General features: G+C 72.7%; 21 protein-coding genes. 13 read left to right on the top strand and 8 right to left on the bottom strand.

The features are described 5' to 3' along the window. Positions 1–212 precede the first annotated feature (212 nt). The 3 genes from OG625_RS27325 to OG625_RS27315 all read left to right on the top strand — a co-directional run bounded on the left by OG625_RS27325 (position 213) and on the right by OG625_RS27315 (position 4,896). On the top strand, positions 213–1,793 hold the full coding sequence (locus OG625_RS27325; RefSeq protein ID WP_329386266.1) for a multicopper oxidase family protein: 1,581 nt from the start codon (positions 213–215) through the stop codon (positions 1,791–1,793). 95 nt (positions 1,794–1,888) lie between these two features. Then, positions 1,889–3,055, top strand: a complete 1,167-nt coding sequence (locus OG625_RS27320) for a hypothetical protein (RefSeq protein WP_329386264.1) — start codon at positions 1,889–1,891, stop codon at positions 3,053–3,055. An 86-nt stretch (positions 3,056–3,141) separates the two neighbouring features. Further along, positions 3,142–4,896, top strand: a complete 1,755-nt coding sequence (locus OG625_RS27315; RefSeq protein ID WP_329386262.1) for an NAD+ synthase — start codon at positions 3,142–3,144, stop codon at positions 4,894–4,896. Between the two features lie 103 nt (positions 4,897–4,999). Here the strand turns inward: OG625_RS27315 and OG625_RS27310 are convergent, their stop codons facing one another. Further along, on the bottom strand, positions 5,000–6,022 hold the full coding sequence (locus tag OG625_RS27310) for an endonuclease/exonuclease/phosphatase family protein (RefSeq protein WP_329386260.1): 1,023 nt from the start codon (positions 6,020–6,022) through the stop codon (positions 5,000–5,002). A gap of 298 nt (positions 6,023–6,320) precedes the next feature. On the opposite strand from OG625_RS27310, the gene panB reads away from it, so the two are divergent. From panB to OG625_RS27295, 3 genes are all read left to right on the top strand, one after another. Continuing rightward, positions 6,321–7,190: a 3-methyl-2-oxobutanoate hydroxymethyltransferase gene (panB, locus tag OG625_RS27305; RefSeq protein ID WP_329386258.1), complete on the top strand. Its 870-nt coding sequence runs from the start codon at positions 6,321–6,323 to the stop codon at positions 7,188–7,190. A 99-nt stretch (positions 7,191–7,289) separates the two neighbouring features. After that, positions 7,290–8,300, top strand: coding sequence for an ATP-binding cassette domain-containing protein (locus tag OG625_RS27300; protein WP_329386256.1), 1,011 nt, complete (start codon positions 7,290–7,292; stop codon positions 8,298–8,300). Then, positions 8,297–9,151 carry an ABC transporter permease gene (locus OG625_RS27295; protein WP_329386253.1) on the top strand — a complete coding sequence of 285 codons (855 nt, stop codon included), beginning with the start codon at positions 8,297–8,299 and terminating at the stop codon, positions 9,149–9,151. The genes OG625_RS27300 and OG625_RS27295 overlap by 4 nt, the downstream gene beginning before the upstream one ends. 59 nt (positions 9,152–9,210) lie before the next feature. Here the strand turns inward: OG625_RS27295 and OG625_RS27290 are convergent, their stop codons facing one another. After that, a complete protein-coding gene (locus OG625_RS27290) occupies positions 9,211–12,825 on the bottom strand; it encodes an AfsR/SARP family transcriptional regulator (RefSeq protein ID WP_329386251.1) in 3,615 nt (1,204 codons plus the stop codon). A 73-nt stretch (positions 12,826–12,898) separates the two neighbouring features. On the opposite strand from OG625_RS27290, the gene OG625_RS27285 reads away from it, so the two are divergent. Beyond that, positions 12,899–13,699 (top strand): site-2 protease family protein, encoded by an 801-nt coding sequence (locus OG625_RS27285; RefSeq protein ID WP_329386249.1) that lies wholly within the window; start codon positions 12,899–12,901, stop codon positions 13,697–13,699. On the opposite strand, the gene OG625_RS27280 is transcribed toward OG625_RS27285, so the two are convergent. Both OG625_RS27280 and npdG read right to left on the bottom strand, forming a co-directional pair. Next, positions 13,696–13,878 carry a hypothetical protein gene (locus tag OG625_RS27280; RefSeq protein WP_329386247.1) on the bottom strand — a complete coding sequence of 61 codons (183 nt, stop codon included), beginning with the start codon at positions 13,876–13,878 and terminating at the stop codon, positions 13,696–13,698. The genes OG625_RS27285 and OG625_RS27280 overlap by 4 nt on opposite strands. 100 nt (positions 13,879–13,978) lie before the next feature. Then, the gene (gene npdG, locus OG625_RS27275; protein WP_329386245.1) at positions 13,979–14,683 is read right to left on the bottom strand and encodes an NADPH-dependent F420 reductase; all 705 of its coding nucleotides are present in this window, start codon (positions 14,681–14,683) and stop codon (positions 13,979–13,981) included. 104 nt (positions 14,684–14,787) lie between these two features. On the opposite strand from npdG, the gene OG625_RS27270 reads away from it, so the two are divergent. Continuing rightward, positions 14,788–15,447, top strand: coding sequence for a hypothetical protein (locus OG625_RS27270; protein ID WP_329386242.1), 660 nt, complete (start codon positions 14,788–14,790; stop codon positions 15,445–15,447). Positions 15,448–15,452: 5 nt separating this feature from the next. On the opposite strand, the gene OG625_RS27265 is transcribed toward OG625_RS27270, so the two are convergent. Next, positions 15,453–15,692 (bottom strand): hypothetical protein, encoded by a 240-nt coding sequence (locus tag OG625_RS27265; protein WP_329386240.1) that lies wholly within the window; start codon positions 15,690–15,692, stop codon positions 15,453–15,455. Between the two features lie 95 nt (positions 15,693–15,787). Between OG625_RS27265 and map the strand changes: the two genes are divergently transcribed. Next, positions 15,788–16,645, top strand: a complete 858-nt coding sequence (gene map, locus OG625_RS27260; RefSeq protein ID WP_329386238.1) for a type I methionyl aminopeptidase — start codon at positions 15,788–15,790, stop codon at positions 16,643–16,645. 126 nt (positions 16,646–16,771) lie between these two features. Then, positions 16,772–17,419, top strand: a complete 648-nt coding sequence (locus OG625_RS27255; RefSeq protein WP_329386236.1) for a biliverdin-producing heme oxygenase — start codon at positions 16,772–16,774, stop codon at positions 17,417–17,419. A gap of 71 nt (positions 17,420–17,490) precedes the next feature. Here OG625_RS27255 and OG625_RS27250 read toward each other — a convergent pair whose 3' ends face one another. From OG625_RS27250 to OG625_RS27240, 3 genes are read right to left on the bottom strand one after another with little or no spacing between them, the layout of a single operon-like run. Continuing rightward, entirely contained in the window at positions 17,491–18,153 is a 663-nt protein-coding gene (locus tag OG625_RS27250; RefSeq protein WP_329386233.1) for a PhzF family phenazine biosynthesis protein, read from the bottom strand. A gap of 19 nt (positions 18,154–18,172) precedes the next feature. After that, positions 18,173–19,522, bottom strand: coding sequence for an HtaA domain-containing protein (locus OG625_RS27245; protein ID WP_329386231.1), 1,350 nt, complete (start codon positions 19,520–19,522; stop codon positions 18,173–18,175). 59 nt (positions 19,523–19,581) lie between these two features. Next, positions 19,582–21,012, bottom strand: coding sequence for an HtaA domain-containing protein (locus tag OG625_RS27240; RefSeq protein ID WP_329386229.1), 1,431 nt, complete (start codon positions 21,010–21,012; stop codon positions 19,582–19,584). 117 nt (positions 21,013–21,129) lie between these two features. Here OG625_RS27240 and OG625_RS27235 point away from each other — a divergent pair, with 117 nt between their 5' ends. From OG625_RS27235 to OG625_RS27225, 3 genes are read left to right on the top strand one after another with little or no spacing between them, the layout of a single operon-like run. Continuing rightward, positions 21,130–22,140 (top strand): heme/hemin ABC transporter substrate-binding protein, encoded by a 1,011-nt coding sequence (locus OG625_RS27235; protein ID WP_329386227.1) that lies wholly within the window; start codon positions 21,130–21,132, stop codon positions 22,138–22,140. Further along, entirely contained in the window at positions 22,140–23,375 is a 1,236-nt protein-coding gene (locus OG625_RS27230; RefSeq protein WP_329386225.1) for a FecCD family ABC transporter permease, read from the top strand. The genes OG625_RS27235 and OG625_RS27230 overlap by 1 nt, the downstream gene beginning before the upstream one ends. After that, positions 23,372–24,295 (top strand): heme ABC transporter ATP-binding protein, encoded by a 924-nt coding sequence (locus OG625_RS27225; RefSeq protein ID WP_329386223.1) that lies wholly within the window; start codon positions 23,372–23,374, stop codon positions 24,293–24,295. Before OG625_RS27230 ends, OG625_RS27225 begins: the two co-directional genes overlap by 4 nt. Positions 24,296–24,379 lie beyond the last annotated feature (84 nt).

Here is a 24,379-nt window from a genome sequence, read left to right as displayed (position 1 = left end):
CCGACATGGATCCGGGGTGCATCTGCCCCACCGGGGTCAAGATGCCGCCCCTCGTCGCCGGACCGGCCGGCTCCCGCGATACCGCGCCGCTCGGGGGCGCGGCCCGCCTACCGGGCCGGTCCGGCGCAGGCCCCGACCCGCCGCGCCCCCGAGCCCCCGCATGCCCGCATGCCCGCACAGTCCCCTCACGACCCCCACCACGAGGTACTCCCGTGCGCTCTCTTCCCTCCCGTCGCGCCGTCCTCGGCGCCTCCGCGGCCCTCGCCGGCTCGGGGCTGCTCGCCGCCTGCGCCGGCGCCGCCGAAGACCACGGCTCCGCGCACCACGGCGCCGCCGCCGAGGCCGCCGCCCCCGGCGACTACGTGGACCCGGCCGGGCCCGAGGTCCAGGCCGCCGAGGCCGCCCGCAAGGCCACCGGACCGCTCACCGAGGTCAAGGTCACCGCCACCGCCACCCCGCTGGACCTCGGCGGCGGGCACGTCTTCCGCTCGTGGGCGTACGGGGACAAGCTTCCCGGCCAGGAGGTACGGGCCACCGCGGGCGGCACGCTCTCCCTGACCCTGGCCAACAACCTCCCCGAGGCCACCTCCCTGCACTGGCACGGCCTGGCGCTGCGCAACGACATGGACGGGGTCCCCGGTCTGACCCAGCGGGACATCGCCCCGGGCGGCTCCTTCACGTACGAGTTCGCCGTCCCGCACCCGGGGACGTACTGGTTCCACCCGCACACCGGGGTCCAGCAGGACCGCGGCCTGTACGCGCCGCTGATCATCGAGGACCCGAAGGAGCCCCTCGCGTACGACAAGGAGTGGGTGGTGGTCCTGGACGACTGGCTCGACGGCGTGGACGGCTCCACCCCGGACGCCGTGCTCGCCGAACTCCGCGGCGCGAACGGCAAGGCAGCGGGCCACGCCGGCCACGGCGCGGCACCCGCGGCCTCACCGACCGGCACCACCGGCCCCTCGCGCGTCCGCATGGCCGGGGAGAGCGACGTCCTCGGCAAGGACGTGGGCGACGTCGCGTACCCGTACTACCTGATCAACGGCAGGGCGGCGGACGACCCTTCCGTCTTCACCGCCCGGCCCGGCGACCGGATCCGGCTGCGCATCATCAACGCGGGCGGGGACACCCCCTTCCGGATCGCCCTCGGTGGCCACGAACTGACGGTCACCCACACCGACGGCTTCCCCGTCGAGCAGGCCAGGACCGGCTGCCTCCTCCTCGGCATGGGCGAGCGGTACGACGTCCTGGTCACCGCGCAGGACGGGGTGTTCCCGCTCACCGCGCTGGCCGAGGGCAAGGGCCAGGCGGCGCTCGCCGTCCTGCGCACCGGGTCCGGTACGGCTCCCACCGCCGCGACCAGGCCGGCCGAACTGAGCACCCGTCCGCTGATGGCGGACCAGCTCAAAGCCGCCGGGTCGGCCGCCCTGCCGGCGCGCACGCCGGACCGTACGGTCTCGATCAGGCTCACGGGCACCATGGCCCGCTACAACTGGGCCTTCGACGGCACCCCGTACACGCCCGACCAGCGGCATCCGGTGCGGGCGGGCGAGCGGGTGCGGCTGGAGCTCAGGAACTCGACGCCCATGTGGCACCCGGTGCACCTGCACGGGCACACCTTCGCACTGGGCGGCGGCACGGGCGCCCGCAAGGACACCTCGGTCATCCTGCCGGGCGGGAGGCTGACGGTGGACTTCGACGCCGACAATCCCGGGCTGTGGATGCTGCACTGCCACAACGTGTACCACTCGGAGTCCGGGATGATGACGGTGCTCGGCTACGAGCGCACGTAAAACGCCGCGTGGGGCGGGGCGGGGGCGTGGCAGGCTTGGCGCGATCACCACAGCGCGACGAACCACGCGACGAACCAAAGGACGCCTCCGCCCGTATGAGCACCCCGCCTAACCCTCCCAGCACGCCGACCGAACCGGCCGGGACGCCCATACCCGAGGGGGCCTCGGTCCCGGCCTCGATCCCGGCCCCAGCGCCCCCGTCGCTGGAGAAGACCCCGGCCCAGGCCCCGGCCCCGTCGCTGGAGAAGATCCAGACGCCGTCCCCGGTCCCGGTCCCGGCCCGAGCGCCGGAGGACGCCCCGGCGGCCCCCGCCGCGTCGCCGTTCGCCCCGCTCACGCCTCCGGCCCCGGTCCCGGCCCACCCCACCGCCCCCGGGTTCGGCGGCCCCACCGCTCCCGGGTTCGGCGCCCCCGCCGCCCCCGGCAACCCGTGGGTGCAGCTGCCCCCCGGGGCCGGCTACACCGGGTACGCGCCGCCCTCCCCGGCCAGCAACGGCCTGGCCGTCGCCGCGGCGGTCGTCGGTGGCATCGGCATCCTCATCGGCCTCATCCCCTTCTTCTTCTGGCTCGGTGGCATCCTCGCCCTGACCGCGATCGGTCTCGGCATCGGCGCCATCGTCCGCTCCTCCAAGGGCGCCCCGAACAAGGCGCTGTCCGTCGTCGGCACGGTCCTCGGCGGGCTCGCGCTCATCGCCTCCGTCGGCGGCATGTTCCTCACCGCCGTCGTCGCCGACGAGGCGGCCGACGGCATCGAACAGCGCAGGAAAGAGCGGCTGTTCGGCGGTGCCACGCCGTCGCCGTCTAAGACGCCCTGGTCCCCCCCGAAGTCGCCGTCGCCCTCCCAGGTCCCCGGCCTGACCAGTGCGCTGCCGTTCGGCGAGACCTTCACGTACCCCAACGGCGTCCAGGTGAGCCTCTCGGTGCCGAAGGAGTACAAGCCGAAGGGCACCCTCGCCCGCGAGAAGGTCGAGAACGCGATCCAGATCACCGTCACGATCACCAACGGCTCGACCGTTCCGTACGAGGTCATCCACGCCGTGCCCAACGTCCGCGACGACAAGGGCATGACCGCCTCGATGGTCTTCGACGTCGCCGGCCCCGGCGGCGGTGTCCCGAGGTTCATCCGTGGCGCGATCATGCCGGGCGAGTCCGCCAGCGGCATCGTGGCCTTCGAGGTGCCTGAGGGCACCAAGAGCATCAGGGCGGACATCTCCCCCGGAGTCAGCCTCGACGACGTCAAGTACGCCGGCCCCGTGGGCTGAGACGGCCCAGCCGTCCGAGGCGTCCGAGGCGGGAAATCACACGGGGTCCAGGACATCGCGTCAGAAAGACGATTAGACTGGGCCGCGTGCCTCAACTTCGTCTCGCTCTGAATCAGATCGACTCGCACGTCGGCAACATCACCGCCAACGCCGACTCGGTCGTCCACTGGACCCGGCACTCCGCCGAGCAGGGCGCCCATCTGGTGGCGTTCCCGGAGATGGTGCTGACCGGGTACCCCGTCGAGGACCTCGCCCTGCGCGGGTCCTTCGTCGAGGCCTCCCGCACCGCCCTGCGCGACCTGGCGGGGCGGCTCGCGGACGAGGGCTTCGGCGAGCTGCCCGTCGTCGTCGGCTACCTCGACCGCACCGAGAAGGCCGCGCCCCGGCTCGGCCGCCCGGCCGGTTCCCCGGAGAACGCGGCCGCGGTGCTGTACCGCGGCGAGGTCGTCCTGCGCTTCGCCAAGCACCACCTCCCCAACTACGGCGTGTTCGACGAGTTCCGGTACTTCGTGCCGGGCGACACCCAGCCGGTGATCCGGGTGCACGGCGTCGACGTGGCCCTGGCCATCTGCGAGGACCTCTGGCAGGAGGGCGGCCGGGTCCCGGCCACCCGCTCCGCCGGGGCCGGACTGCTGATCTCGATCAACGCCTCCCCGTACGAGCGCAACAAGGACGACCTCCGGCTCGAACTGGTCCGGAAGCGCGCCCAGGAGGCCGGCTGCACCCTCGCCTACCTGGCCATGATCGGCGGCCAGGACGAGCTGGTCTTCGACGGCGACTCGATCGTCGTCGGGGCCGACGGCGAGGTCATCGCCCGGGCCCCGCAGTTCTCCGAGGGCTGCGTGCTGATCGACCTCGACCTGCCGGCGGCGCGGGCCGACGCCCCCGAGGGCGTGGTGGACGACGGACTGCGCATCGACCGGGTGATCCTCTCCGAGGAACCGGTGGAGCCGTACGAAGCCGTCGTCACCGGCGGTTACGCCGACCGGCTCGACGACGACGAGGAGATCTACGACGCGCTGGTCGTGGGCCTGCGCGCGTACGTCAGGAAGAACGGCTTCCGCTCCGTCGTGATCGGGCTCTCCGGAGGCATCGACTCCGCGCTGGTCGCCGCCATCGCCTGCGACGCGATCGGCGCGCAGAACGTGTACGGCGTCTCGATGCCCTCGAAGTACTCCTCGGACCACTCCAAGGGCGACGCGGCCGACCTGGCCGAGCGGACCGGCCTGAACTTCCGGACCGTGCCGATCGAGCCGATGTTCGACGCGTACATGGGCTCGCTGGGCCTCACCGGCCTGGCGGAGGAGAACCTCCAGTCCCGGCTGCGCGGCACCATGCTGATGGCGGTCTCCAACCAGGAGGGCCACATCGTGCTGGCCCCGGGCAACAAGTCGGAGCTGGCCGTCGGCTACTCCACCCTGTACGGGGACTCGGTGGGCGCGTACGGCCCGATCAAGGACGTCTACAAGACGGACGTCTTCCGGCTGGCCCAGTACCGCAACCGGGCGGCCGTCGAACGCGGCGAGACCCCGCCGATCCCGGACAACTCGATCGTGAAGCCGCCGAGCGCCGAGCTGCGCCCCGGCCAGGTGGACACGGACTCGCTGCCGGACTACCCGGTGCTCGACGCGATCCTGGCCCTGTACGTGGACCGCGACCAGGGCATGGAGGCGATCGTGGAGGCCGGCTTCGACCGGGAGCTCGTCGCCAGGACCCTGCGGATGGTGGACACGGCGGAGTACAAGCGCCGCCAGTACCCGCCGGGTACGAAGATCTCCGCGAAGGGCTTCGGCAAGGACCGCCGGCTGCCCATCACGAACGGCTGGCGCGAGCGGGCGTAGCCGACGCGGCCGCCGCGCACGCGGAAATGCGGAAATGCGGAAAGGGGCCCCGCCGCACCGGCGGCGGGGCCCCTTCCGTGCGTACTCCCCCGGCCGGACCGGGCTAGACCGTCACTCGCGCCGCGATCGGGAGGTGGTCGCTGCCCGTGCGCGGCAGGGTCCAGGAGGCCTCCGGATCGATCCCGCGGACCATGATCTGGTCGATCCGGGCCATCGGGAACTGCGCCGGCCAGCTGAAGCCGAAGCCGTCGCCCACGGCGCCCTGCGTGGAGCGCATCTGCGAGGTGACCTCGGACAGCGCGCGGTCGTTCATGGTGCCGTTGAGGTCGCCGAGCAGGATGACCTTCTTCAGCGGCTCGGCGGCGAGCGAGGCGCCCAGCGCGTCGGCGCTGTTGTCGCGCTGGTTGGCGGTGAAGCCGGCGTTCAGCTTGACCCGGACGGAGGGCAGGTGGGCGACGAAGACGGCCACCTGGCCCTGGGGGGTGTCCACGGTGGTGCGCATGGCCCGGGTCCAGCCCATCTTGATGTCCACGGCCCGGCTGGAGGACAGCGGGAGCTTGCTCCACACCCCGACGGTGCCCTCGACGGAGTGGTACTTGTACGTGCCCTGCAGGGCCTTCTCGTAGACGGGGACGATGCTGCCCTTGAGCTCGGTCAGGGCCAGTACGTCGGCCCCGGACTTCGCGAGCGATTCGGCCGTGCCGCGCGGGTCGGCGTTGTCGGCGTCGACGTTGTGGGTGGCGACGACGAGGTTGCCGCCGGGGCCGGACTTGTCGGTGACCAGGCCCCCGAAGAGGTTCGCCCAGACCGCGGCCGTCAGCAGTATCGCGATCAGCGCGGTCGCCGACTTCCGCAGGACGGCACCGACCAGCAGCAGCGGCACGGCCAGGCCCAGCCAGGGCAGGAAGGTCTCGGTGAGGCTGCCGAGGTTGCCCACGTCGTTGGGCAGCTCCGCGTGGAACACCATGACCAGGCAGATCAGTACGGAGATCGCGGCCAGCACCAGCCCGCGCCGCCAGATCCCGGGGTCTCTGCGCAGTTCGGCCACCCGGCGCCGGAAGCGGGAGGCAGAGGGCTCGGGCTCCGAGCCGCCGTTCCCCGACTCCGTCATGTACGCCTGTGCCATGCCACTGCCCTCACTGCCGTGCTCGCGCTCCGTCCCCGCCCCTTGACCCTAGGCGATGACCGGAGCCTTCCGTGCCGTACGTCACGACCGCCCTGTGCGGTCGTACGTCCGGGAGGACGAACGCCCGTGCGCCAGGGGTTCCACTTGCTTCCGCTTGTCACGAAACGCGCACATTGCATCCTCCGGGCCCGGCGTGCCCCTCGCGGTACTTCCGCCTTTGGCCACGCGGATGCCACCATGGTGGGTGAGTCCGGGGACGCCGTAAGGGCGCCTCGAGATGACACAAGGAGCAGTTGCAATGACGCACGCCGTTTCGCCTGCCCGCGAACCCGCAGCCGCGGCCTCCCCCACCCTGTACGGAGGCACGGGCACCCGGCGCATCACCGTCCGCGACCTGACCCTCGCCAAGGAACGCGGCGAGAAGTGGCCCATGCTCACCGCCTACGACGCGATGACCGCGTCCGTCTTCGACGAGGCCGGGATCCCGGTGATCCTGGTCGGCGACTCCATGGGCAACTGCCACCTGGGCTACGACACCACGGTTCCGGTGACCATGGACCAGATGACCATGCTGTCGGCGGCCGTTGTCCGCGGCACGAGCCGGGCCCTGGTCATCGGGGACATGCCGTTCGGTTCGTACCAGGAAAGCCCCGTCCAGGCGCTGCGCAGCGCCACCCGCCTCGTGAAGGAGGCCGGAGTAGGAGCGGTGAAGCTGGAGGGCGGCGAGCGTTCGCTGGCCCAGACCGAGCTGATCGTGCAGGCCGGCATCCCCGTCATGTCCCACCTGGGCCTGACCCCGCAGTCCGTCAACGCCATGGGCTACCGGGTCCAGGGCCGCGGCGACGAGGCCGCGCACCGGCTGCTGCGCGACGCGAAGGCCGCTCAGGACGCGGGGGCGTTCGCGGTGGTGCTGGAGCTGGTTCCGGCCGAGCTGGCCGCCGAGGTCACCCGGTCCCTGCACATCCCGACGGTCGGTATCGGCGCGGGTGCGGAGTGCAACGCGCAGGTGCTGGTGTGGACCGACATGATGGGCCTGACCGGCGGGAAGATGCCGAAGTTCGTCAAGCAGTACGCGAACCTCCGGCAGACCATGAACGACGCGGCGAAGGCCTTCGCCGCGGACGTGGTCGGAGGAACGTTCCCGCAGGCGGAGCACGCCTTCCACTGACGGGTTGAACACCGGCCGACAGCCCGCCGACCGTACGTCGGCGGGCTGTCGGCTCGCTGTCGGTCGTCTGTCGGTCGTCTGTCAGTGGCACCTGGTCCCATGGTGGACATGACGCGAAACGACAAGAAGCACAACGCCGTCGAAGTGCGGGGGCTGGTCAAGCACTACGGCGACACCAAGGCGCTGGACGGGGTCGACCTGGACGTCCGCGAGGGCACCGTCCTCGGGGTCCTCGGACCGAACGGCGCCGGCAAGACCACCCTGGTCCGCTGCCTTTCCACCCTGATCACCCCGGACGCCGGCACGGCCACGGTCGCGGGCTACGACGTGGTCCGCCAGCCGCGGCAGCTGCGCCGCACCATAGGCCTCACCGGCCAGTACGCCTCGGTCGACGAGAAGCTCTCCGGCTGGGAGAACCTCTACATGATCGGCCGGCTGCTGGACCTGTCCCGCAAGGACGCCCGCACCCGCGCCGACGAGATGCTGGAGCGGTTCTCGCTCACCGAGGCCGCCAAGAAGGCCGCGATGAACTACTCCGGCGGTATGCGCCGCCGGCTCGACCTCGCCGCCTCGCTGATCGGCAACCCGGCCGTCCTCTACCTGGACGAGCCGACCACCGGTCTGGACCCCCGCACCCGCAACGAGGTGTGGGACGAGGTGCAGCGGCTGGTCGCCGAGGGGGCCACCGTGCTGCTCACCACCCAGTACATGGAGGAGGCCGAGCAGCTCGCGAGCGAGCTGACGGTCATCGACCGCGGCAAGGTCATCGCGAACGGCAAGGTCGACGAGCTGAAGGCCCGCGTCGGCGGCCGCACCCTGAAGATCCGTCCCGTGGACCCGTCGGACCTGCCGGGCATGGCCCGCTCGCTGGCCGAGACCGGGCTCGACGGGGTGGCGGGCACGCAGGCCGTCCCGGACGAGGGCGTGCTGCTGGTCCCGATCCTGAGCGACGAGCAGCTGACCGCCGTGGTCGGCGTGCTGGCCGCCCGCGGGTACGCGATCGCCGACCTCGGCACGTACCTGCCCAGCCTGGACGAGGTGTTCCTGTCGATCACCGGCCAGAAGCCCACCACCGAGACGACCGAGACGACCGAGGAGGTCGCGGCATGAGCACCGTAACCACGACGAAGCCGGCCGGCGCCGCGGCCGCCCCGGCGGCAGGCTCCGCCGCCGTGCCCTCCGAGGGCCGGATCGGCCTGCGGGCCAACCTGCGGCACATCGGCGCGCTGGTGCGCCGCAACGCGCTGCAGATCAAGCAGGACCCCGAGTCGATGTTCGACGTCCTGTTCACGCCGATCGTCTTCACGCTGCTGTTCGTGTTCGTCTTCGGCGGCGCGATCTCCGGCAAGGGCAACCAGGGCGAGTACGTCAATTACATGGTCCCCGGCCTGATGGCCATGATGGGCATGAACATCGCGATGGGCGTCGGCACCGGCGTCAACGACGACTTCAAGAAGGGCGTGATGGACCGCTTCCGGTCCATGCCGATCGCCCGCTCCTCGGTGCTCATCGCCAAGATCGTGGTCGAGCTGGGCCGGATGATGGTCGCCATCGCGATCCTGCTGTCCGTCGGGTTCATCCTGGGCCTGTCGATCAAGACCTCGGTGCTGGAACTGCTCCTCGCCATCGGCCTGTCCGCCGTCTTCGGCGCCTCGCTGATGTGGATCTTCATCCTGCTCGGTCTCACCATGAAGACCCCGCAGGCCGTCCAGGGCATGGCGATGATCGTCCTGATGCCGCTGCAGTTCGGCAGCTCGATCTTCGTCCCGCCGACCACCATGCCGGGCTGGCTGCAGTCCTTCACCGACTACAACCCGCTGTCCAACCTGGCCGACGCGGCCCGCGGGCTGATCAACGGCACTCCGCTCGGCAACTCGGTGTGGATGACGCTGGCCTGGTCCCTCGCCATCACGGCGGTCACCATGCCGCTCGCGGTCCGCAAGTTCCGCCAGAAGACCTGATCCGGCTCGGCCGGCCCGTTCGGATCGCGTCCCGGACGGGCCCCTGACCGGGGGGCGGGTCAGACGAGGGCGGCGGCTTCCTCCAGGGTGAGGCCGCCGCCTTCGGCGTACGCCGCTTCGTAGGCGGTGTCCCCGAGCTCCGCCCGTGCCAGTTCCTCGGCACGGGCGGCGTCCTCGCGTTCCGTGGTGACGGGGAAGTGCGCGAGCGGCAGGTGCGCCCGGTAGGCGCCGAGCAGCCGGGCCGCGTCGTGGGCCCGCCGCGGGCCGCCGAGCGCGGCCAGGGAGAGGGCCGAGGTCATCAGGTACACGGCCGACATCTGCGGGGCGACCATCCGCGCGAGCGGGTCCTCCACGGCTGCCAGGGCCTGGCGCAGGCAGCCGAGCGCGCCCTCGTACCGGCCCTCCTGGTTGTCCAGCCAGGCCATCATGCCGAGCAGGAACGCGTCGAAGATGGCGTACGCGCCGAAGGCGAACTCGTCGCGCAGGATCTGGATCTGGACGCGGGCCGCGTCGATCCGGCCGGTGCGGCCGAGGACGCCCGCGAAGAACAGCCGGGCGGCGGGCATGGCCTCGTTGCCGAACTCCTGCACGGAGGCGACGACCTCGGTGAGGATGGCCTCGGCCTCCTCCATCTGCCCGTCCTCGGAGAGGGCCCCGGCCATCCGCACCCGCAACACCGTCACCTGCGCCTTGGCTCCGAGTCGTTCGGCGTGCTCGATGGCTGCCCGGTAGTCCTGGGTGGCCAGGGCGTACCGGCCCCGTTTCTCGCGGGCCTCGCCGCGGGCGGAGAGGGCTTCGGCGCAGCCCCAGTCGTCGCCGAGCTCCCGGAAGAGGGCCAGGCTCTCCTCGGCGTCGCGGGAGGCGTCGCCGGCCCAGTCGGCCCGGTTGGCGAGGATGTTGGCGCGCAGCTGGAGGGCGGAGGCGAGCTCCCAGCGGTAACCGAGCTCGCGGGCGGTGTGGACGGTCGCGTCGATGACGCGCTGGAGCAGCCCCGGGTCGCCCATGATCATGACGGGGTAGATCCACAGGGAGGCGGGCATCCGGCAGGTCTGCGGGAGCCCGGGCCGGTAGGTGGCGATCACTCCCTCGACCAGGGCCCGTACCTCCGGGGTGTCCCAGGTGGCGTTGGTCTGGTCCCGGGCCGCCAGCCGGACCAGGTGGATCGCCCGCCAGGCCTCGGTGAGCAGCTCGCCGTCGTACGGCGGCGGGGTGTCCACGATCCGCTCGTACACGGGCGCGGCGGGTGTGAAGGGCGGCGCGAAGGGGTCGGGTCCCAGGGGCACGGCCGCCTCCGTCCAGTGCCGGGACTCGGTGCGCAGGTCGTGCATGTGCCAGTACCAGCCGAGGGAGTGGATGAGGCACAGCACCTCGCCGGCGTCGCGGGCGGCGACGGCCCGGCGCAGGGCGGTGCGCAGGTTCTCGTACTCGGTGCCGAGCCGGTCGGCGGCGGCGCGCTGGCCGTGGCCGCGCAGCAGGGGCTCGCTGGTGCGGGCGAGTTCGCGGTAGTGGACGAGGTGGCGCCGCTCGGTGTCCTGGCGGTCGCCCACGGCGCCGGTGAGCTGCTCGGCGGCGTACTCGCCGACGGTCTCCAGCAGCCGGTAGCGCATGGCGGAGCCGTCGGCTCCGGGGGCGGCGACGACGAGGGACTTGTCGACGAGCGAGCCGAGGACGTCGGCGACGTCGTAGGACGGGTCCGCGCACACGGCCTCGGCGGCGGCGAGGTCGCAGCCGCCCGCGAAGACGGACAGCCGACGCAGCACGGCGCGTTCGGGCTCGTCGAGCAGGTCCCAGGACCAGTCGACGACGGCGCGCAGGGTCTGCTGCCGGGGCAGCACGGTCCGGGCGCCGCTGGTGAGCAGCCGGAAGCGGTCGTCGAGCCGATCTGCGATCTGCCGGGGCGTCAGGAGCCGCAACCGGGCGGCGGCGAGCTCGATGGCGAGCGGCAGCCCGTCGAGGCGGCGGCAGATCTCGGCGGCGGCGGCCGGGTCGTCCTCGGTACGGAACCCGGGCCGCGCGGCGGCGCCGCGGTCCGCGAGGAGCCGCAGCGCGACCGGGTCGGGCAGCGGCTCCACGGGCCGCAGGGACTCCCCCGGCACGCCGAGGGGTTCGCGGCTGGTGGCGAGGATCTGCACACCGGGGCAGTGCGCGAGAAGCTCCTCGGCGAGCCGGGCGGCGGCGCCGATGACGTGCTCGCAGTTGTCGAGGATCAGCAGGAGCCGGCGCCGCGCGCAGTGCTCGGCGAGCCGGTCGAGGGGGTCGTCGCCGTGGCGGTCGGTCAGCGCCCGCAGCTCCTCGGCGGCGGCTCCGCGCAGCTTGGTCTCGCGCGCCCCGAGTGCGGCGAGCGCGGCTTCGGCGACGTCGTCCGGGTCGTCCACCGGGGCCAGTTCCACGAGCCACACCCCGTCGGGCCAGTCCCCGCGGGCGCCGTGCGCCTCGGCGGCCTCCTGCGAGAGCCGCGTCTTCCCGGCCCCGCCGGGCCCGAGCAGCGTGACGAGCCGGGCCCGCGCGAGGTCGTCCCCGATGACCCCGATGTCGTCCTCCCGCCCGACGAAGGTGGTCAGGCGCGCCCGCAGATTCCCCTGGCGGGGTGCCGGGTACGGGGCTTGCCCGAGCCCGGCCGCGGTGCCGACACCGCCGGGCGCCTGGCCTGGGTGACCGGCTACGCCGCCGTGGCCTACGGGGTGACCAACTACGGCTCCGTGGCCGGCCGGGTGACCGCCCTGCCCGGTCCCCCCGTGGGCTCCAGTACCGCCGGGCGCCTGGCCCAGGCCGGCCGGGCGGCCGTCGTGGGCCGGGTACCCGGCCGCGCCGGTTCCCCGGTACGGGAGTTGCGCGCCCGGACCGGCCGTGGCGCCGTCGGGAGCGGGTGCGCCTGGGTAGGGGGACCAGGCCCCGGGCCGGGCGGGATCCCCGCCGGGGCCGGGGGTGGCCGGGGCCGCGCTCGGCCAGGGGGGCGGCGGGGACAGAAGGTCGGCGTGGAGGGCGCGCAGCGCCGGGCCGGGGTGCGTGCCCAGGCGGTCGGCGAGGTCGCGCCGGACCGACTCGTACGCGGCCAGCGCCTCGGCGGGGCGGCCCGCGTCGCGCAGGGCGCGGATGCGCAGGGCCTGGAGCGGTTCGTCCAGCGGCTGCTGCGCGCACAGGGCGGTCAGCTCGGGCAGGGCCTGCTCGGCCCGCCCCAGGGCGAGGGCCGCCGCGAGCCGGCTGCGGCGCGCGTCGGACCGTACGGCCTCCCAGCGCTCGGCCTCCCCGGCCGGGTCGGGCAGGTCCGTGAGCGCGGGCCCGCGCCACAGGGCGAGGGCCTCGTCGTACAGGGCGGTGGCCTTGGCCGGATCCCCCGCGGCCAGCGCCGACTCCCCGGCCCGCGCGAGCCGCTCGAAGCGGTACAGGTCGACGTCCTCCCGCTCGGCGGCCAGCCGGTAGCCGCCGTCCGCGGAGCGCACGGCCTCGTGCCCGAGCGCCCGCCGCAGCCGCGCGACCAGTGCCTGCAGGGCGGCCGCGGCGTCGGCCGGCCGGTCCCCGTCCCACACCTCGTCGACCAGCAGGTGCGCCGGCACCACCCGGCCCGGCCGCAGCGCGAGCGCGGTCAGCAGTGCCCGCAGGCGTGCTCCGCCGACGGCGACGGGGGTCCCGTCGTCGCGGATGGCCTGGGCGGTGCCGAGAATCACGTAACGCACCGGCCCATTGTCCCCGTAAGGGCGCCCGGCCCCGACCTCATTTATGCCCAGCCCGCGGGATAGGTTTCGCCGCATGGGTCATCAGGGCAGCCGCAGTGAGCGGCGCATAAGTTCCGTGTTCCTCGGCATCGTCGCCGTCATGGCGGTCACCGGCTGGGCGGTGTGGACCCAGTACGCGACGAGCACCGGCCTCGCCGTCTTCCTCTTCGTGACCTCGGCGTGGATCGTCTCCCTCTGCCTGCACGAGTACGCGCACGCCCGCACCGCCCTGCACAGCGGCGACCTGTCGGTGGGCGCCAAGGGCTACCTGACGCTGAATCCGCTCAAGTACACGCACGCGCTGCTGAGCATCGTCCTGCCGGTGCTGTTCGTGATCATGGGCGGGCTGGGCCTGCCCGGCGGCGCCGTGTACATCGAGCGCGGCCGAATCCAGGGCCGCTGGAAGCACAGCTTCATCTCGGCGGCGGGTCCGCTCACCAACGTGGCGTTTGCCGTCGTGTGCACGGCGCCCTTCTGGCTGGACGCCCTCGACGGCGTCCCGACGGCCTTCCGGTACGCGCTCGCCTTCCTCGCCCTGCTCCAGGTCTCGGCGGCGATCCTGAACTTCCTGCCGGTGCCGGGCCTGGACGGCTACGGGATCATCGAGCCGTGGCTCTCCTACGGCGTCCGCCGCCAGGTGGAGCCGCTGGCGCCGTTCGGCCTGATCGCCGTGTTCGCGCTGCTGTGGATCCCGGAGGTCAACGTCTTCTTCTTCGACGTCGTGTACGACGTACTGTCCGCCCTCGGCGTCGAGAACCGGGAGTCGGGCTGCGGCTACGCCCTCTACCGCTTCTGGCAGGACACCGGCGTCGCCTGCGCGGTCCCCTCGAACTAGGAGGTGCGCGCGGCCTTCTCCGCCTTCGCCTTGCGCAGGTAGTACCAGGCCATGTTGGACGTGAGGCCCGCGAGCAGCACCCACACGATCCCGATGTAGTTGCCCTCGACGAAGGCGACGACGGCCGCGGCCGTCGCGAGGACGCAGACGACTACGGCGAAGACGGCAAGGCGGGGCATGGGGAGAGCTCCTCGGAAACACACTGCACGGGTCGAGCCCTCCCAGTGTCCCCCATGCCCCGCAGTGCTCCCGTAAAGACGGGAAGGAACCGGCGGGGGTCTAGACGTCCGTGATGCGCAGGCCCGCGTGGGCCTTGTAGCGGCGGTTCGTGGAGATCAGGTTCGCCACCAGGGACTCGACCTGGTGGGCGTTGCGCAGCCGGCCCGCGAAGACTCCGCGCATGCCCGGGATGCGGGCGGCGAGGGCCTGGACGAGGTCCGTGTCCGCGCGGGATTCGCCGAGGACCATCACGTCGGTGTCGATCTCGTCGATCGACTCGTCCTGGAGCAGGACCGCCGAGAGGTGGTGGAAGGCGGCGGTGACCCGGGAGTCGGGGAGCAGTGCGGCGGCCTGCTGGGCGGCGCTGCCCTCCTCGACCTGGAGGGCGTACGCGCCCTGCTTGTCGAAGCCGAGCGGGTTGACGCAGTCCACGACGAGCTTGCCCGCGAGGTCCTCGCGCAGTGCTTCGAGGGTCTTGGCGTGGCCCTCCCACGGCACGGCGATGATGACGATGTCGCTGCGGCGTGCGCATTCGGCGTTGTCCGCGCCCTCCACGCCGAGGCCGAGCTCGTCCGCCGCGGTCCGCGCGCGGTCGGCGGCGCGGGAGCCGATGATCACCTTCTGGCCGGCCCGGGCGAGCCGGTAGGCGAGGCCGCGGCCCTGGTCGCCGGTGCCGCCGAGGACGCCGACGACGAGGCCGGAGACGTCCGGGAGCTCCCACGGGTCCTTGACCGGCGGCTTCTGCGTGTTCTCCGTTGAAGTCATGGGGGCGAGGGTACTGCCGAGTAGGCAACAGTCGAAGGGGCGGAAGGGACGGGAACGGGCGGGAAGCGGTCACGTTTGTCCCGTCCATGCGGCAGGATGCCGGTATGGACGCCGTCAGAGTCGCGCTGCTGCGCGAGGTGCTCGCCGGTACGCAGTGGCCGGGCGCCGCGCGCCGTTTCGCCGGGGTGCTGCGGCGTTCCGTCGTACCCGCGGGCGGGAACCTGCTGCTGGTGGGGACCGAGAGCTACGAGCCCTGGCACCTGGCGGCGCACCTGGTGGACGAGGCCGCCTGGTCGGGGCTGCCGGAGCTGGCGCCCACGCTCGTACGCCACCACGTGCTGCCCGGGGAGCCGCCGCACCTGTCGGTGGGGCTGAGCCGGCTGGAGGCGGCCCGGCGCGGGCACACGCTGCTGGTGGTGGCCCCGCAGGAGCCGGGCGAGGGGCTGCTGGAGCGGGTCCACGACGCCCGGCGCGCGGGTGCGACCGTACTGTCCCTGGACGGCGGGGACCCGGATCTGGGCATGCTCGCGCACGACGCGCTGTCGGTGCCGGACGGCGCCGCCATGGGGGCACCTCCATGGGGGTCCCCCCGGACGGAGTCTGGGGGAGGTAGCCGGGGGATGGATCTGGACACCGTGCAGCACCTGGTCAGCGCGGCGGCCGGGGAGAACAGCCTGCCGGTGCAGCGCGGGCCGCGCCGCTTCCGGGACCGGCTGGCGCGGCTGGCCGATCAGCTGACCGCCCCGCCGCCCAGCCGCTGGTAGGAGTCCTAGGGGGCGGCCGTGCCCTCGTCCCCCTCGCGGGACTTGTCGTTCCACTTCGGGTCGTTCTGCCATTCGAGGTTGCGTTCCTCCGCCGTCTCCATGGCTCGGTTCGCCTCCTCGGGCGTCTCGTACGGACCGAAGCGGTCCTTGGCGGGGCACTCGGGGCCTTCCTCGACCTTCTTGTGGACCAGGCAGTAGTACCACTCGCCCGGTTTGCCCACCTGGCGCTTCTTGAACAGGGCCATCTCTGTCGGGCTCCTCTCGATACCGCCGGCGCTGTGACCGCACCGGCGCTCTCTGCCGCCATGCTGCCCCATCCCCGCTGGATACACTCGCTTGCATGTCTGGCCAGTCGCTGCTCGTACCAGGCGAGCTCTCTCCCGCCCGTTCCGTTCCCGGAAACATCCGCCGGCCCGAGTACGTGGGCAAGCCCGCGCCCACGCCGTACACCGGACCGGAGGTGCAGTCGGCCGAGACCATCGAGGCCATGCGCATCGCCGGCCGCATCGCCGCCCAGGCGATGGAGGAGGCCGCCAAGCTGATCAAGCCGGGGGTGACCACCGACGAGCTGGACCGGGTCGCGCACGAGTACATGTGCGACCACGGCGCCTACCCGTCGACGCTCGGCTACCGGGGCTTCCCGAAGTCCCTGTGCTCCTCGCTCAACGAGGTCATCTGTCACGGCATCCCCGACTCCACCGTCCTGCGCGACGGCGACATCGTGAACCTCGACGTGACCGCGTACATCGGCGGGGTGCACGGCGACAACAACGCCACCTACCTGTGCGGCGAGGTGGACGAGGAGTCGCGACTGCTGGTGGAGCGGACGCGCGAGGCGCTGAACCGGGCCATCAAGTCCGTCAAGCCGGGCCGCCAGATCAACATCATCGGCCGGGTCATCGAGTCGTACGCGAAGCGCTTCGGCTACGGAGTGGTCCGGGACTTCACCGGCCACGGCATCAACTCCTCCTTCCACTCCGGCCTGATCATCCCGCACTACGACAGCCCGCACGCCACGACCGTCATCGAGCCCGGGATGACCTTCACCATCGAGCCGATGCTGACCCTGGGCACCCACGAGTACGACATGTGGGCGGACGGCTGGACGGTCGTCACGAAGGACCGCAAGCGGACGGCGCAGTTCGAGCACACGCTGGTGGTGACGGACACCGGGGCGGAGATCCTGACCCTGCCGTAGCCGCGCCGGCACGGATTTTTTTACCGACAAGACGTCGGGAACACATTGACTTAGGCAAGCCTAAGTAGGAGGATCGGGCGTGGCGGACTTGCCGTCACGCCTGTTTCCTCTTCCTGGAGGTCCGTCTTGGACGCCTTCTCTACGGTCATCCGCGTCGCCTCGCACGAGCAGCACACCGAAGCGGAGACGTCGACCTTCATGAGCGACCTGCTCGGCGGGAGGCTCGGGGTGGACGCCTACACGCGCTACACCGAGCAGCTGTGGTTCGTGTACCGGGCCCTGGAGGACGCGGCCGAGTCCCTCAAGGACGACCCGGTCGCCGGCCCGTTCATCCAGCCCGAGCTGATGCGCGTCGCCGAGATCGAACGCGACCTCGCGCACCTGCTGGGCCCCGACTGGCGCTCCGCGGTGACGGCCCTGCCGGCCACCGCGGCCTACGCCGCCCGGGTCGCCGAATGCGCGGCCGAGTGGCCGGGCGGGTACGTCGCCCACCACTACACCCGGTACCTGGGCGACCTCTCCGGCGGCCAGATCATCCGCGACAAGGCGGAGCGCACCTGGGGATTCGAGCGCAAGGGCGACGGCGTCCGCTTCTACGTCTTCGCGGACATCTCCAACCCGGCCGCTTTCAAGCGCACCTACCGGGAGCTGCTGGACGCGATCGCCGCGGACGACCTGGAGAAGCAGCGCATCATCGACGAGTGCAAGCGCGCCTTCGACTTCAACGGAGCGGTCTTCCGCGAGCTGGGCGAGCAGTTCCCCCTCAGCGCGTAGCCCCTCCGGGGAGGTCGGCGGAAAAGGGTCCGGCCCGGTGCGAGCGCACCGGGCCGGACCCTTTCGCGTGCCTAGCCGCGCGGCGCAGGGGCGAAGCGGACGCGGCCGCCGATTTCCACGGTGCCGTCCGGGCCCGGGGCGGTGAGGATCTGGGAGCCCGCGCCCTGGGTGATGTTCAGGGCGCGGTTCAGCTCGGCCGTCAGCAGGATCGCCGCCGAGCCCGTCGCCTCGTCCTCCGCGATGACCCGGTCGGGGCGGCGCGGGAAACCGCGGGCCCGTACCCGGCCCGCGGTCTCGTCCTCCCATGCCCAGGCGTACAGCCAGCCCTCGCCGGGCGGCGGGGCCGGCAGCGCCTCCACCTCGGCGACGGACCCGAACTGCTCGGTGCGCTTGCCCTCGACCCACTCGGGGCGGGCCGTGATCCAGGTGAACTCGCCGTCGTCGCGGGCCCATACGGACCCGGCGGGCGGCTGGAGCTCCTCGATGTCCAGCAGCCACGCGACCCCGACGAGCGGATGCCCCGCGAAGGACATCCGGGTGCCGGGCGTACGGATGTCGACGACCCCGCGCTCGGGGTCGTCGATGAACACCGTCTCGCTGTAGCCCAGTTCGGCGGCGAGGGCCTGCCGCGACGCGTCGTCGGGGCAGGACCGGCCGTCGCGCACGACACCGAGCAGGTTGCCGAAGCGGCCGTCACCCGCGCAGAAGACCTTCAACACGTCGAGATCGTTCACGCGGGCATTCAAGCACGGCTCAGGCGGGGTTCGTGCGCCGCCTGCGCGCGAGGAACACCGCGCGCGCACCGGCCGCGACGACCGTGCCGGAGGTGGCGAGCAGGGGCCCCGCCGGGATGTCGGCGCCGGTCGCCGCGAGGTTCCCGCCGACGGTGCCGGCGCCGCCCGCGGTGCCTCCCGTACCGCCCGAGGCCGGGAGGGCGGCGTCCTTGTCCACCGCCACGGAGAGGGTGATCGGGTCGCCCGCCTTGTACATGGAGCCGGTGGTGCCGTTGGCGAAGAGCGCCGCGCCCTTGGCGGTGAAGGCGGCCGGTACCGCGTTCAGCGCCAGTACGCCGCCCTGGGTCTTGTAGTCGGTCTTCGACAGGTCGAGCGTGGCGAAGGGCAGGGAGTTCACGTACAGGGTGCCGGTCTTGCCGGTGGCCTCGACGCGGACGTCGCCGAAGGTCATGTCGATGCCGTGGGCGGCGTACTGGAAGCGGAGGCTGCCCGCGAAGGTGGCGTTCAGCTTCTGCCTCTTGACGTCGAGCTCGCCCTTGCCGAGGGCGAAGTCGAAGAGCTCGCCGTTCTTGGCGGCGCCGCCGGACGGGGTGATCGTGCCCCCGCTCAGCACGTACCTGCGGAAGGACTCCTTCACGCCCCACGTCAGCTTGCCGCTGAGGATCTTCTGCGGTCCGCCGACGGGGGGCTTCGTGGTGGCGGCCGCGGTCTTCGTCGGGGTCGGGGTCGGCTTCGTCCGGGTGGGCGACGGCGACGGCGACTTGGTCGGAACCGGGGGCTGCTCGAACTCCAGCTTCGCGGTGAGCGGGTCGCCCGCCCTGTTCTCGTACGAGGGCGAACCGAGCGCGTCCGCCGCCGCCTTGGTCAGCGTGGTCGCGAGGTTGGCCGTCGCCGGGCCGGTGAAGGCCACCGCGGCCAGCGGCACGTCCTGCGTGGTCGCACCGCCCTTGGTGACGTCGGCGGTGACCTTCTTGGTCCCGGAGTCGATGCGGAAGTCGGAGAGCTTGACCTCGAAGCCGTGGCCGGTCGGCGGCGCGGGCGAGGAGAAGGTGACGCTGCCCCTGAAGGCCGCCTTCACCACGTGTCCGGCGGCCGGCTCGTACTGGCCGGTGGCCTCGCCGAACCTCAGGCTGCCGTCCTCGTTCTGCCGGGCGCCGTCCGCGACGGTGATGGTGCCGTGGGCCATGCCGGTCACGTAGGCGCGGTAGCTCGCGAGCACGCCCCAGTCGAGGGTGCCGCCGACGATCCTCACCGGCGCTGCGGGGGGCCCGTCCGCGGCCGTGGCGGGCAGGGCCAGGGCGGTGGCGCCGAGGGCGGCGGCGGTCAGGACGGCGGCCGCGAGGGCGATCGGGCGACGGTGGGACAGCATGACTGGGGCTCCTGAGAGACGGGAAGGAAGGAAACGGAGGGAGGTGAGGGGACCGGCAGCTAGCGGGACGCGTCGGCACCGTCATCGGAGCCGGAGCCGGAACCGGAACCGGCACCGGACCCGGCACCGGACCCGGACCCGGCAGCCTCCGCACGGCGCTTGCGGACGACCAGGAAGACGGCGCCGCCGGCCAGGACCAGTACGGCCACCCCCAGGGCCGCGTACAGCCCGGCGTTGGAGGACTTCGAGGTCTTCGAGGGCGTCGCGGCCGTTTCCCCGGCGGGCTGCGGCGCGGGCGCGGGCGTGCCGGTGGAGCCCAGGTCGGGCAGGGCGGGCAGCCGCGCGCTGGAGTCGAGGAGGACCGCGAGCGAGACGGGGTCCATCTCGGTGCCCGCCTTGTACATGGAGTTGAAGGCCTGCGATCCGCCCTCGGTGAGGACGGCCGGTGCTTCGGTCAGGGTGACGAGCGCACCTTCGGTCTTCAGCCCCTTGGCGTCGAACTCCACCAGAGGGACCGCGCTCTTCGTCTGCCCGCCGGACGTGACATCGGCGGACAGCACACCCTTGCCGTTCTCCACCTTCACGGCCACCTTGCCGAGCTTCAGGTCCAGATGCGCGCCGGTGAAGTGGACTGTTCCGGCGAAGGCCGCCTCAAACGTTCCCTTTTGGCCGTCGTACGCGCCCTTACCCTGCGGGAAGCGGAACAGCGCGCCGCCGTCCTGCGCCTCCTCGGCAAGGGTCCACTTGCCCTGACCCACCGAGCCGGTGACGTACTCGCGGAAGGTGCGGCGCACCCCCCAGTCGACGGCGGCGTCGACGAAGCCGCCCGCCTGCGGGGTCGCGGCAGGCGCCTTCGAGGGCTCCGCGGCCGGGGCGGTCTTGACGTCGGCGGAGAGCGAGAGGGGGTCGAGCTGCGCGCCGGCCGCGTAGTAGCCGGCGAACGCCTTGGCTCCCTCTTCGGTCAGCGTGGCGGGGACGTTCGACAGGGTCAGCGGGCTCGCGCCGCCCTTCATGTCCACCCCGCCCAGACCGAGCGTGGCGAACGGAACCTGGGACAGGCTGCTCACGGCGCCCGTGCTCTTGTCCTTGCTGGACACGTCCACGTACAACACACCGCTGCCGCCGCTGATCTTGACGGTGGGCCGGCTGACGCTCATGTCCAGCTCGTACTCCCCATCGCCCTTCTGGTGCCCCTGGAAGGCCACCCCGCCCGAGTACGAAACCTCCAGCGCGCCCGAATCCGGGTCGTAGGTCCCCGCCGCCGAGTGGAAGCGGAACAGGCTGCCACCCACCGTCGCGGCACCGCTCTTCAGCTTGAAAGAGCCTTTCGCGACCGGGCCGGTGACATAACTCTGGAAGGACGATTTGATGCCCCAGTCGAGTCGACCGCCCTGCACGGTGCCCGCCTCGGCGGCGGTGGCCGGGAGCAGCACCCCCAACAGGGCCGCCAGCAGAGCGACGGCGAGCGCGCGGACAGGTCTTGCGGACATGAATGTCCCCTCCAGGGTCTACCAAACTAAGGTTAGGCTAACCTAAGCTAACCCTGGCCGGGTTCGTAACCCCCCGGTCCCGAGAACCTTCAGTCGGACGATCAGGACGGTGCCTTCGTGCCTACGCCCGCCGAGTCACACCGCTTTCCCCGTCTCGCGCTCGCCGTGGCAGCACTGGCACTCGCGCTGACGGCCTGCGGAGGTACGGCCACCCCCCAGAGCCCCACCCCGCACGCCGCCGCCCCGGACCGGGTGGAGCCCCTGACCCCGGCGCCCACACCCGCACTGCCGGTGACCGTCTCCTCCACCGACGGCACCCCGGCGACCATCACGTCCGCGGACCGGATCGTCCCGCTGACCGGCAGCCTCAACGAGATCGTCCACACCCTCGGCCTCGGCGGGAAGGTGGTCGCCAAGGACATCACCGCCACCTTCGAACAGGCCGCTCAGCTCCCGGTGGTGACACGTGGCCACGACGTCTCCGCCGAGAGCGTCCTGTCCCTGCACCCCACGCTCGTCCTGGCGGAGACCACGACCGGCCCCGCCGAAGCGATCCAGCAGATCCGCGACGCCGGCGTCCCCGTCCTCGTCGTCGCCCCGGCCAAGTCCCTGGACGACGTACCGAAGCGCATCACCACGATCGCCGCCGCCCTGGGCGTCCCCCAGGCCGGCACCGAACTCACCCAGCGCACCACGGACCGCATCACAGCGGCCCGCAACAACATCCCGGCCACCACCCCCAAGAAGCCCCGGGTGGCCTTCCTCTACCTCCGCGGCACCGCCTCCGTGTACCTCCTCGGCGGCTCCGACTCCGGCGTCACGTCCCTCCTGGAGGCAGCGGGAGCGATCGACACCGGCAAGGAGTCCGGACTGGGCAAGGACTTCACCCCGATCACCAGCGAGGCCCTGGCAGCCGCCGCACCCGACGCCATCCTCGTCATGTCCAAGGGCCTCGAATCGGTGGGCGGCGTCGACGGCCTCGTCAAGATCCCGGGCGTCGCCCAGACCCCGGCCGGCATGGACCGCCGCGTGGTCACCGTCGACGACGGCGTCCTCCTCAACTACGGCCCCCGCACGGACCAGGTCCTCACCTCCCTGATCACCCAGCTCTACGGCAAGGCCGCCTGATGCCCGACCCGACCACGGCCGAACCGAACCGGACCCCGCCCGCCGGTTCCGACGGAAACGGGGGTGTGCCGGGGCGTCCCCGCAGGGCGTCGAACACAACCACCCTCGGCCCACCGACCCCTGGAAACGTTCGACGCCCGAGGAGACGCCCCGGCGCGCGCCCGGCCCCGGCGGAACCACCCCACCCCGCCCCCCTCAAGCGGCGCGGCCGACGCACGGCCCCGCTCCTCACCACCGCCCTGGCCGCGACCCTGTTCGTCCTCGCCCTGCTCTCCGCAGGAGTCGGCGCGTACGAGATCCCCCTCGGCGACGTCATCGCCTCCGCTCAGCACCGCATCGGCCTCGGCGGGACCCCGCTCGACCGGGTCGGGGAGAGCGTGCTGTGGAACGTACGCCTCCCCCGCGTCACCCTCGCCCTGCTGGTCGGCGCCAGTCTCGGCTGCGCGGGCGCCCTCATGCAGGGCGTGTTCGGCAACCCCCTCGCCGAGCCCGGAGTCATCGGGATCTCGGCGGGCGCCGCCGTCGGCGCGGTCGCCGCCATCGGGCTCGGCCTGAGCTTCCTCGGCAACTGGACCATCACCGCCTGCGCGTTCGTCGCGGGCCTGATCACCGTCACCGCGGTCTACCTGCTCTCCCGCAACGGCGGGCGCACCGAGGTCGTCACCCTCATCCTCACCGGCATCGCCGTCAACGCGTTCGCGGGCGCCCTCATCGGCCTGTTCGTCTTCTTCGCGGACAGCGGCCAGGTCAACCAGATCACCTTCTGGCAGCTCGGCTCGCTGGCCCAGGCGACCTGGCCGAAGGTGCTCGCCGTCCTGCCCTGCGCCCTCGCGGGCCTGGCCGTCGCCCCCTTCTACGCCCGCAAGCTCGACCTCCTCGCCCTGGGCGAGCGCCCCGCCCGCCACCTCGGCATCGACGTCGAACGCCTGCGCCTGGCCCTCATCCTGGTCGTCGCGCTGCTCACGGCCGCCGCGGTCGCCGTGGCCGGAATCATCACCTTCGTCGGCCTGCTCGTCCCGCACCTGCTGCGCATGGCCAACGGCCCCGGCCACCGTTTCCTGGTCCCCGGCAGCGCGCTCGCCGGAGCCGTGGTCCTGGTCGCGGGCGATCTGGCCGCCCGGACCCTCGCCCAGCCCGCCGAGCTGCCGCTCGGTGTGCTGACCGCCCTGCTCGGCAGCCCGTTCTTCTTCTGGCTGCTGCGCCGCACCCGCCGCAAGCAAGGAGGCTGGGCGTGACCCCCACAACCGGCAACGCAACCGGCAATGCAACCGGCCACGCAAGCGGCAAGGCAACCGGCCGAGCGACGGGCAAGCTCGCAAGCCTCCTCACCAGGACCCGGCGGACCGTCCCCGCCCGCCCCGCCCCCGGCGCCCCCTTCGCCGAGCTGACGGACCTGCACGTCCGCCTGGGCGCCCGGGAAGTCCTCTCCGGCATCGACCTCACCGCGCACGCCGGCGAGGTGCTGGCCCTGGTCGGGCCGAACGGCGCGGGCAAGTCCACCCTGCTGGCCGCCCTCGCCGCCGATCTCCGCGCGGCCTCCGGGGAGGTACGGATCGACGGGCGCCCGGTGGGCGACTGGAGCGCCCCCGACCTCGCGCTGCGCCGCTCCGTACTCCCCCAGTCGGCCCAGCTCTCCTTCCCCTTCCCCGTGGAGGACGTCGTCCGGATGGGCCGCGCCCCCTGGGCCGGCACCGCCTTCGCCGACGCCGACGAGGAGGCGGTGGCCACCGCGATGGCCGCCACCGAGGTCACCGGCTTCGCGGCGCGCCCCTTCTCCGCCCTCTCCGGCGGCGAGCGCGCCCGGGTCGCGCTGGCCCGCGTACTGGCCCAACGCACCCCGCTGCTCCTGCTCGACGAGCCCACCGCCGCGCTGGACCTACGCCATCAGGAGCTCGTGCTGCGGATCTGCCGGGAGCGGGCCGCGGCCGGGGACGCGGTGGTCGTCGTCCTGCACGACCTGGGGCTGGCCGCGGCCTACGCGGACCGGGCCGCCGTCCTGCACGACGGGCGGATCGCCGCGGCCGGGCCGCCGGCCGAGGTGTTCGAGGACGCCCTCCTCAGCCGGGTCTACCGACAGCAGGTGGAAGTACTCGCGCACCCGCGCACGGGCGCCCCGCTGGTGGTACCCGTACGCGGCGCGGAAGCCTCTGCCTGACCCGCGCAACACAGGCGCGGCTGAGTGCGCGGAGCGCACTTCCAGCCTCGCCGGCGTGTGAGGCGTGGGGGTCCCCCCGGACGG

This window comes from Streptomyces sp. NBC_01351 (assembly GCF_036237315.1).
Taxonomy (GTDB): Bacteria; Actinomycetota; Actinomycetes; order Streptomycetales; family Streptomycetaceae; genus Streptomyces.
Note: the sequence above shows the minus strand (reverse complement) of the source record. Positions and strands in the feature narration are given on the sequence as shown.

Bases quoted from the DNA above. Each gene is read 5' to 3' on its own strand.
- OG625_RS27240 (WP_329386229.1), bottom strand. From the start codon at position 21,012: ATGTCCGCAAGACCTGTCCGCGCGCTCGCCGTCGCTCTGCTGGCGGCC.
- OG625_RS27265 (WP_329386240.1), bottom strand. From the start codon at position 15,692: ATGGCCCTGTTCAAGAAGCGCCAGGTGGGCAAACCGGGCGAGTGGTAC.
- OG625_RS27300 (WP_329386256.1), top strand. From the start codon at position 7,290: ATGGTGGACATGACGCGAAACGACAAGAAGCACAACGCCGTCGAAGTG.
- OG625_RS27320 (WP_329386264.1), top strand. From the start codon at position 1,889: ATGAGCACCCCGCCTAACCCTCCCAGCACGCCGACCGAACCGGCCGGG.
- OG625_RS27285 (WP_329386249.1), top strand. From the start codon at position 12,899: ATGGGTCATCAGGGCAGCCGCAGTGAGCGGCGCATAAGTTCCGTGTTC.
- OG625_RS27230 (WP_329386225.1), top strand. From the start codon at position 22,140: ATGCCCGACCCGACCACGGCCGAACCGAACCGGACCCCGCCCGCCGGT.
- npdG (WP_329386245.1), bottom strand. From the start codon at position 14,683: ATGACTTCAACGGAGAACACGCAGAAGCCGCCGGTCAAGGACCCGTGG.
- map (WP_329386238.1), top strand. From the start codon at position 15,788: ATGTCTGGCCAGTCGCTGCTCGTACCAGGCGAGCTCTCTCCCGCCCGT.
- OG625_RS27245 (WP_329386231.1), bottom strand. From the start codon at position 19,522: ATGCTGTCCCACCGTCGCCCGATCGCCCTCGCGGCCGCCGTCCTGACC.
- OG625_RS27280 (WP_329386247.1), bottom strand. From the start codon at position 13,878: ATGCCCCGCCTTGCCGTCTTCGCCGTAGTCGTCTGCGTCCTCGCGACG.
- OG625_RS27295 (WP_329386253.1), top strand. From the start codon at position 8,297: ATGAGCACCGTAACCACGACGAAGCCGGCCGGCGCCGCGGCCGCCCCG.
- OG625_RS27270 (WP_329386242.1), top strand. From the start codon at position 14,788: ATGGACGCCGTCAGAGTCGCGCTGCTGCGCGAGGTGCTCGCCGGTACG.
- panB (WP_329386258.1), top strand. From the start codon at position 6,321: ATGACGCACGCCGTTTCGCCTGCCCGCGAACCCGCAGCCGCGGCCTCC.
- OG625_RS27310 (WP_329386260.1), bottom strand. From the start codon at position 6,022: ATGGCACAGGCGTACATGACGGAGTCGGGGAACGGCGGCTCGGAGCCC.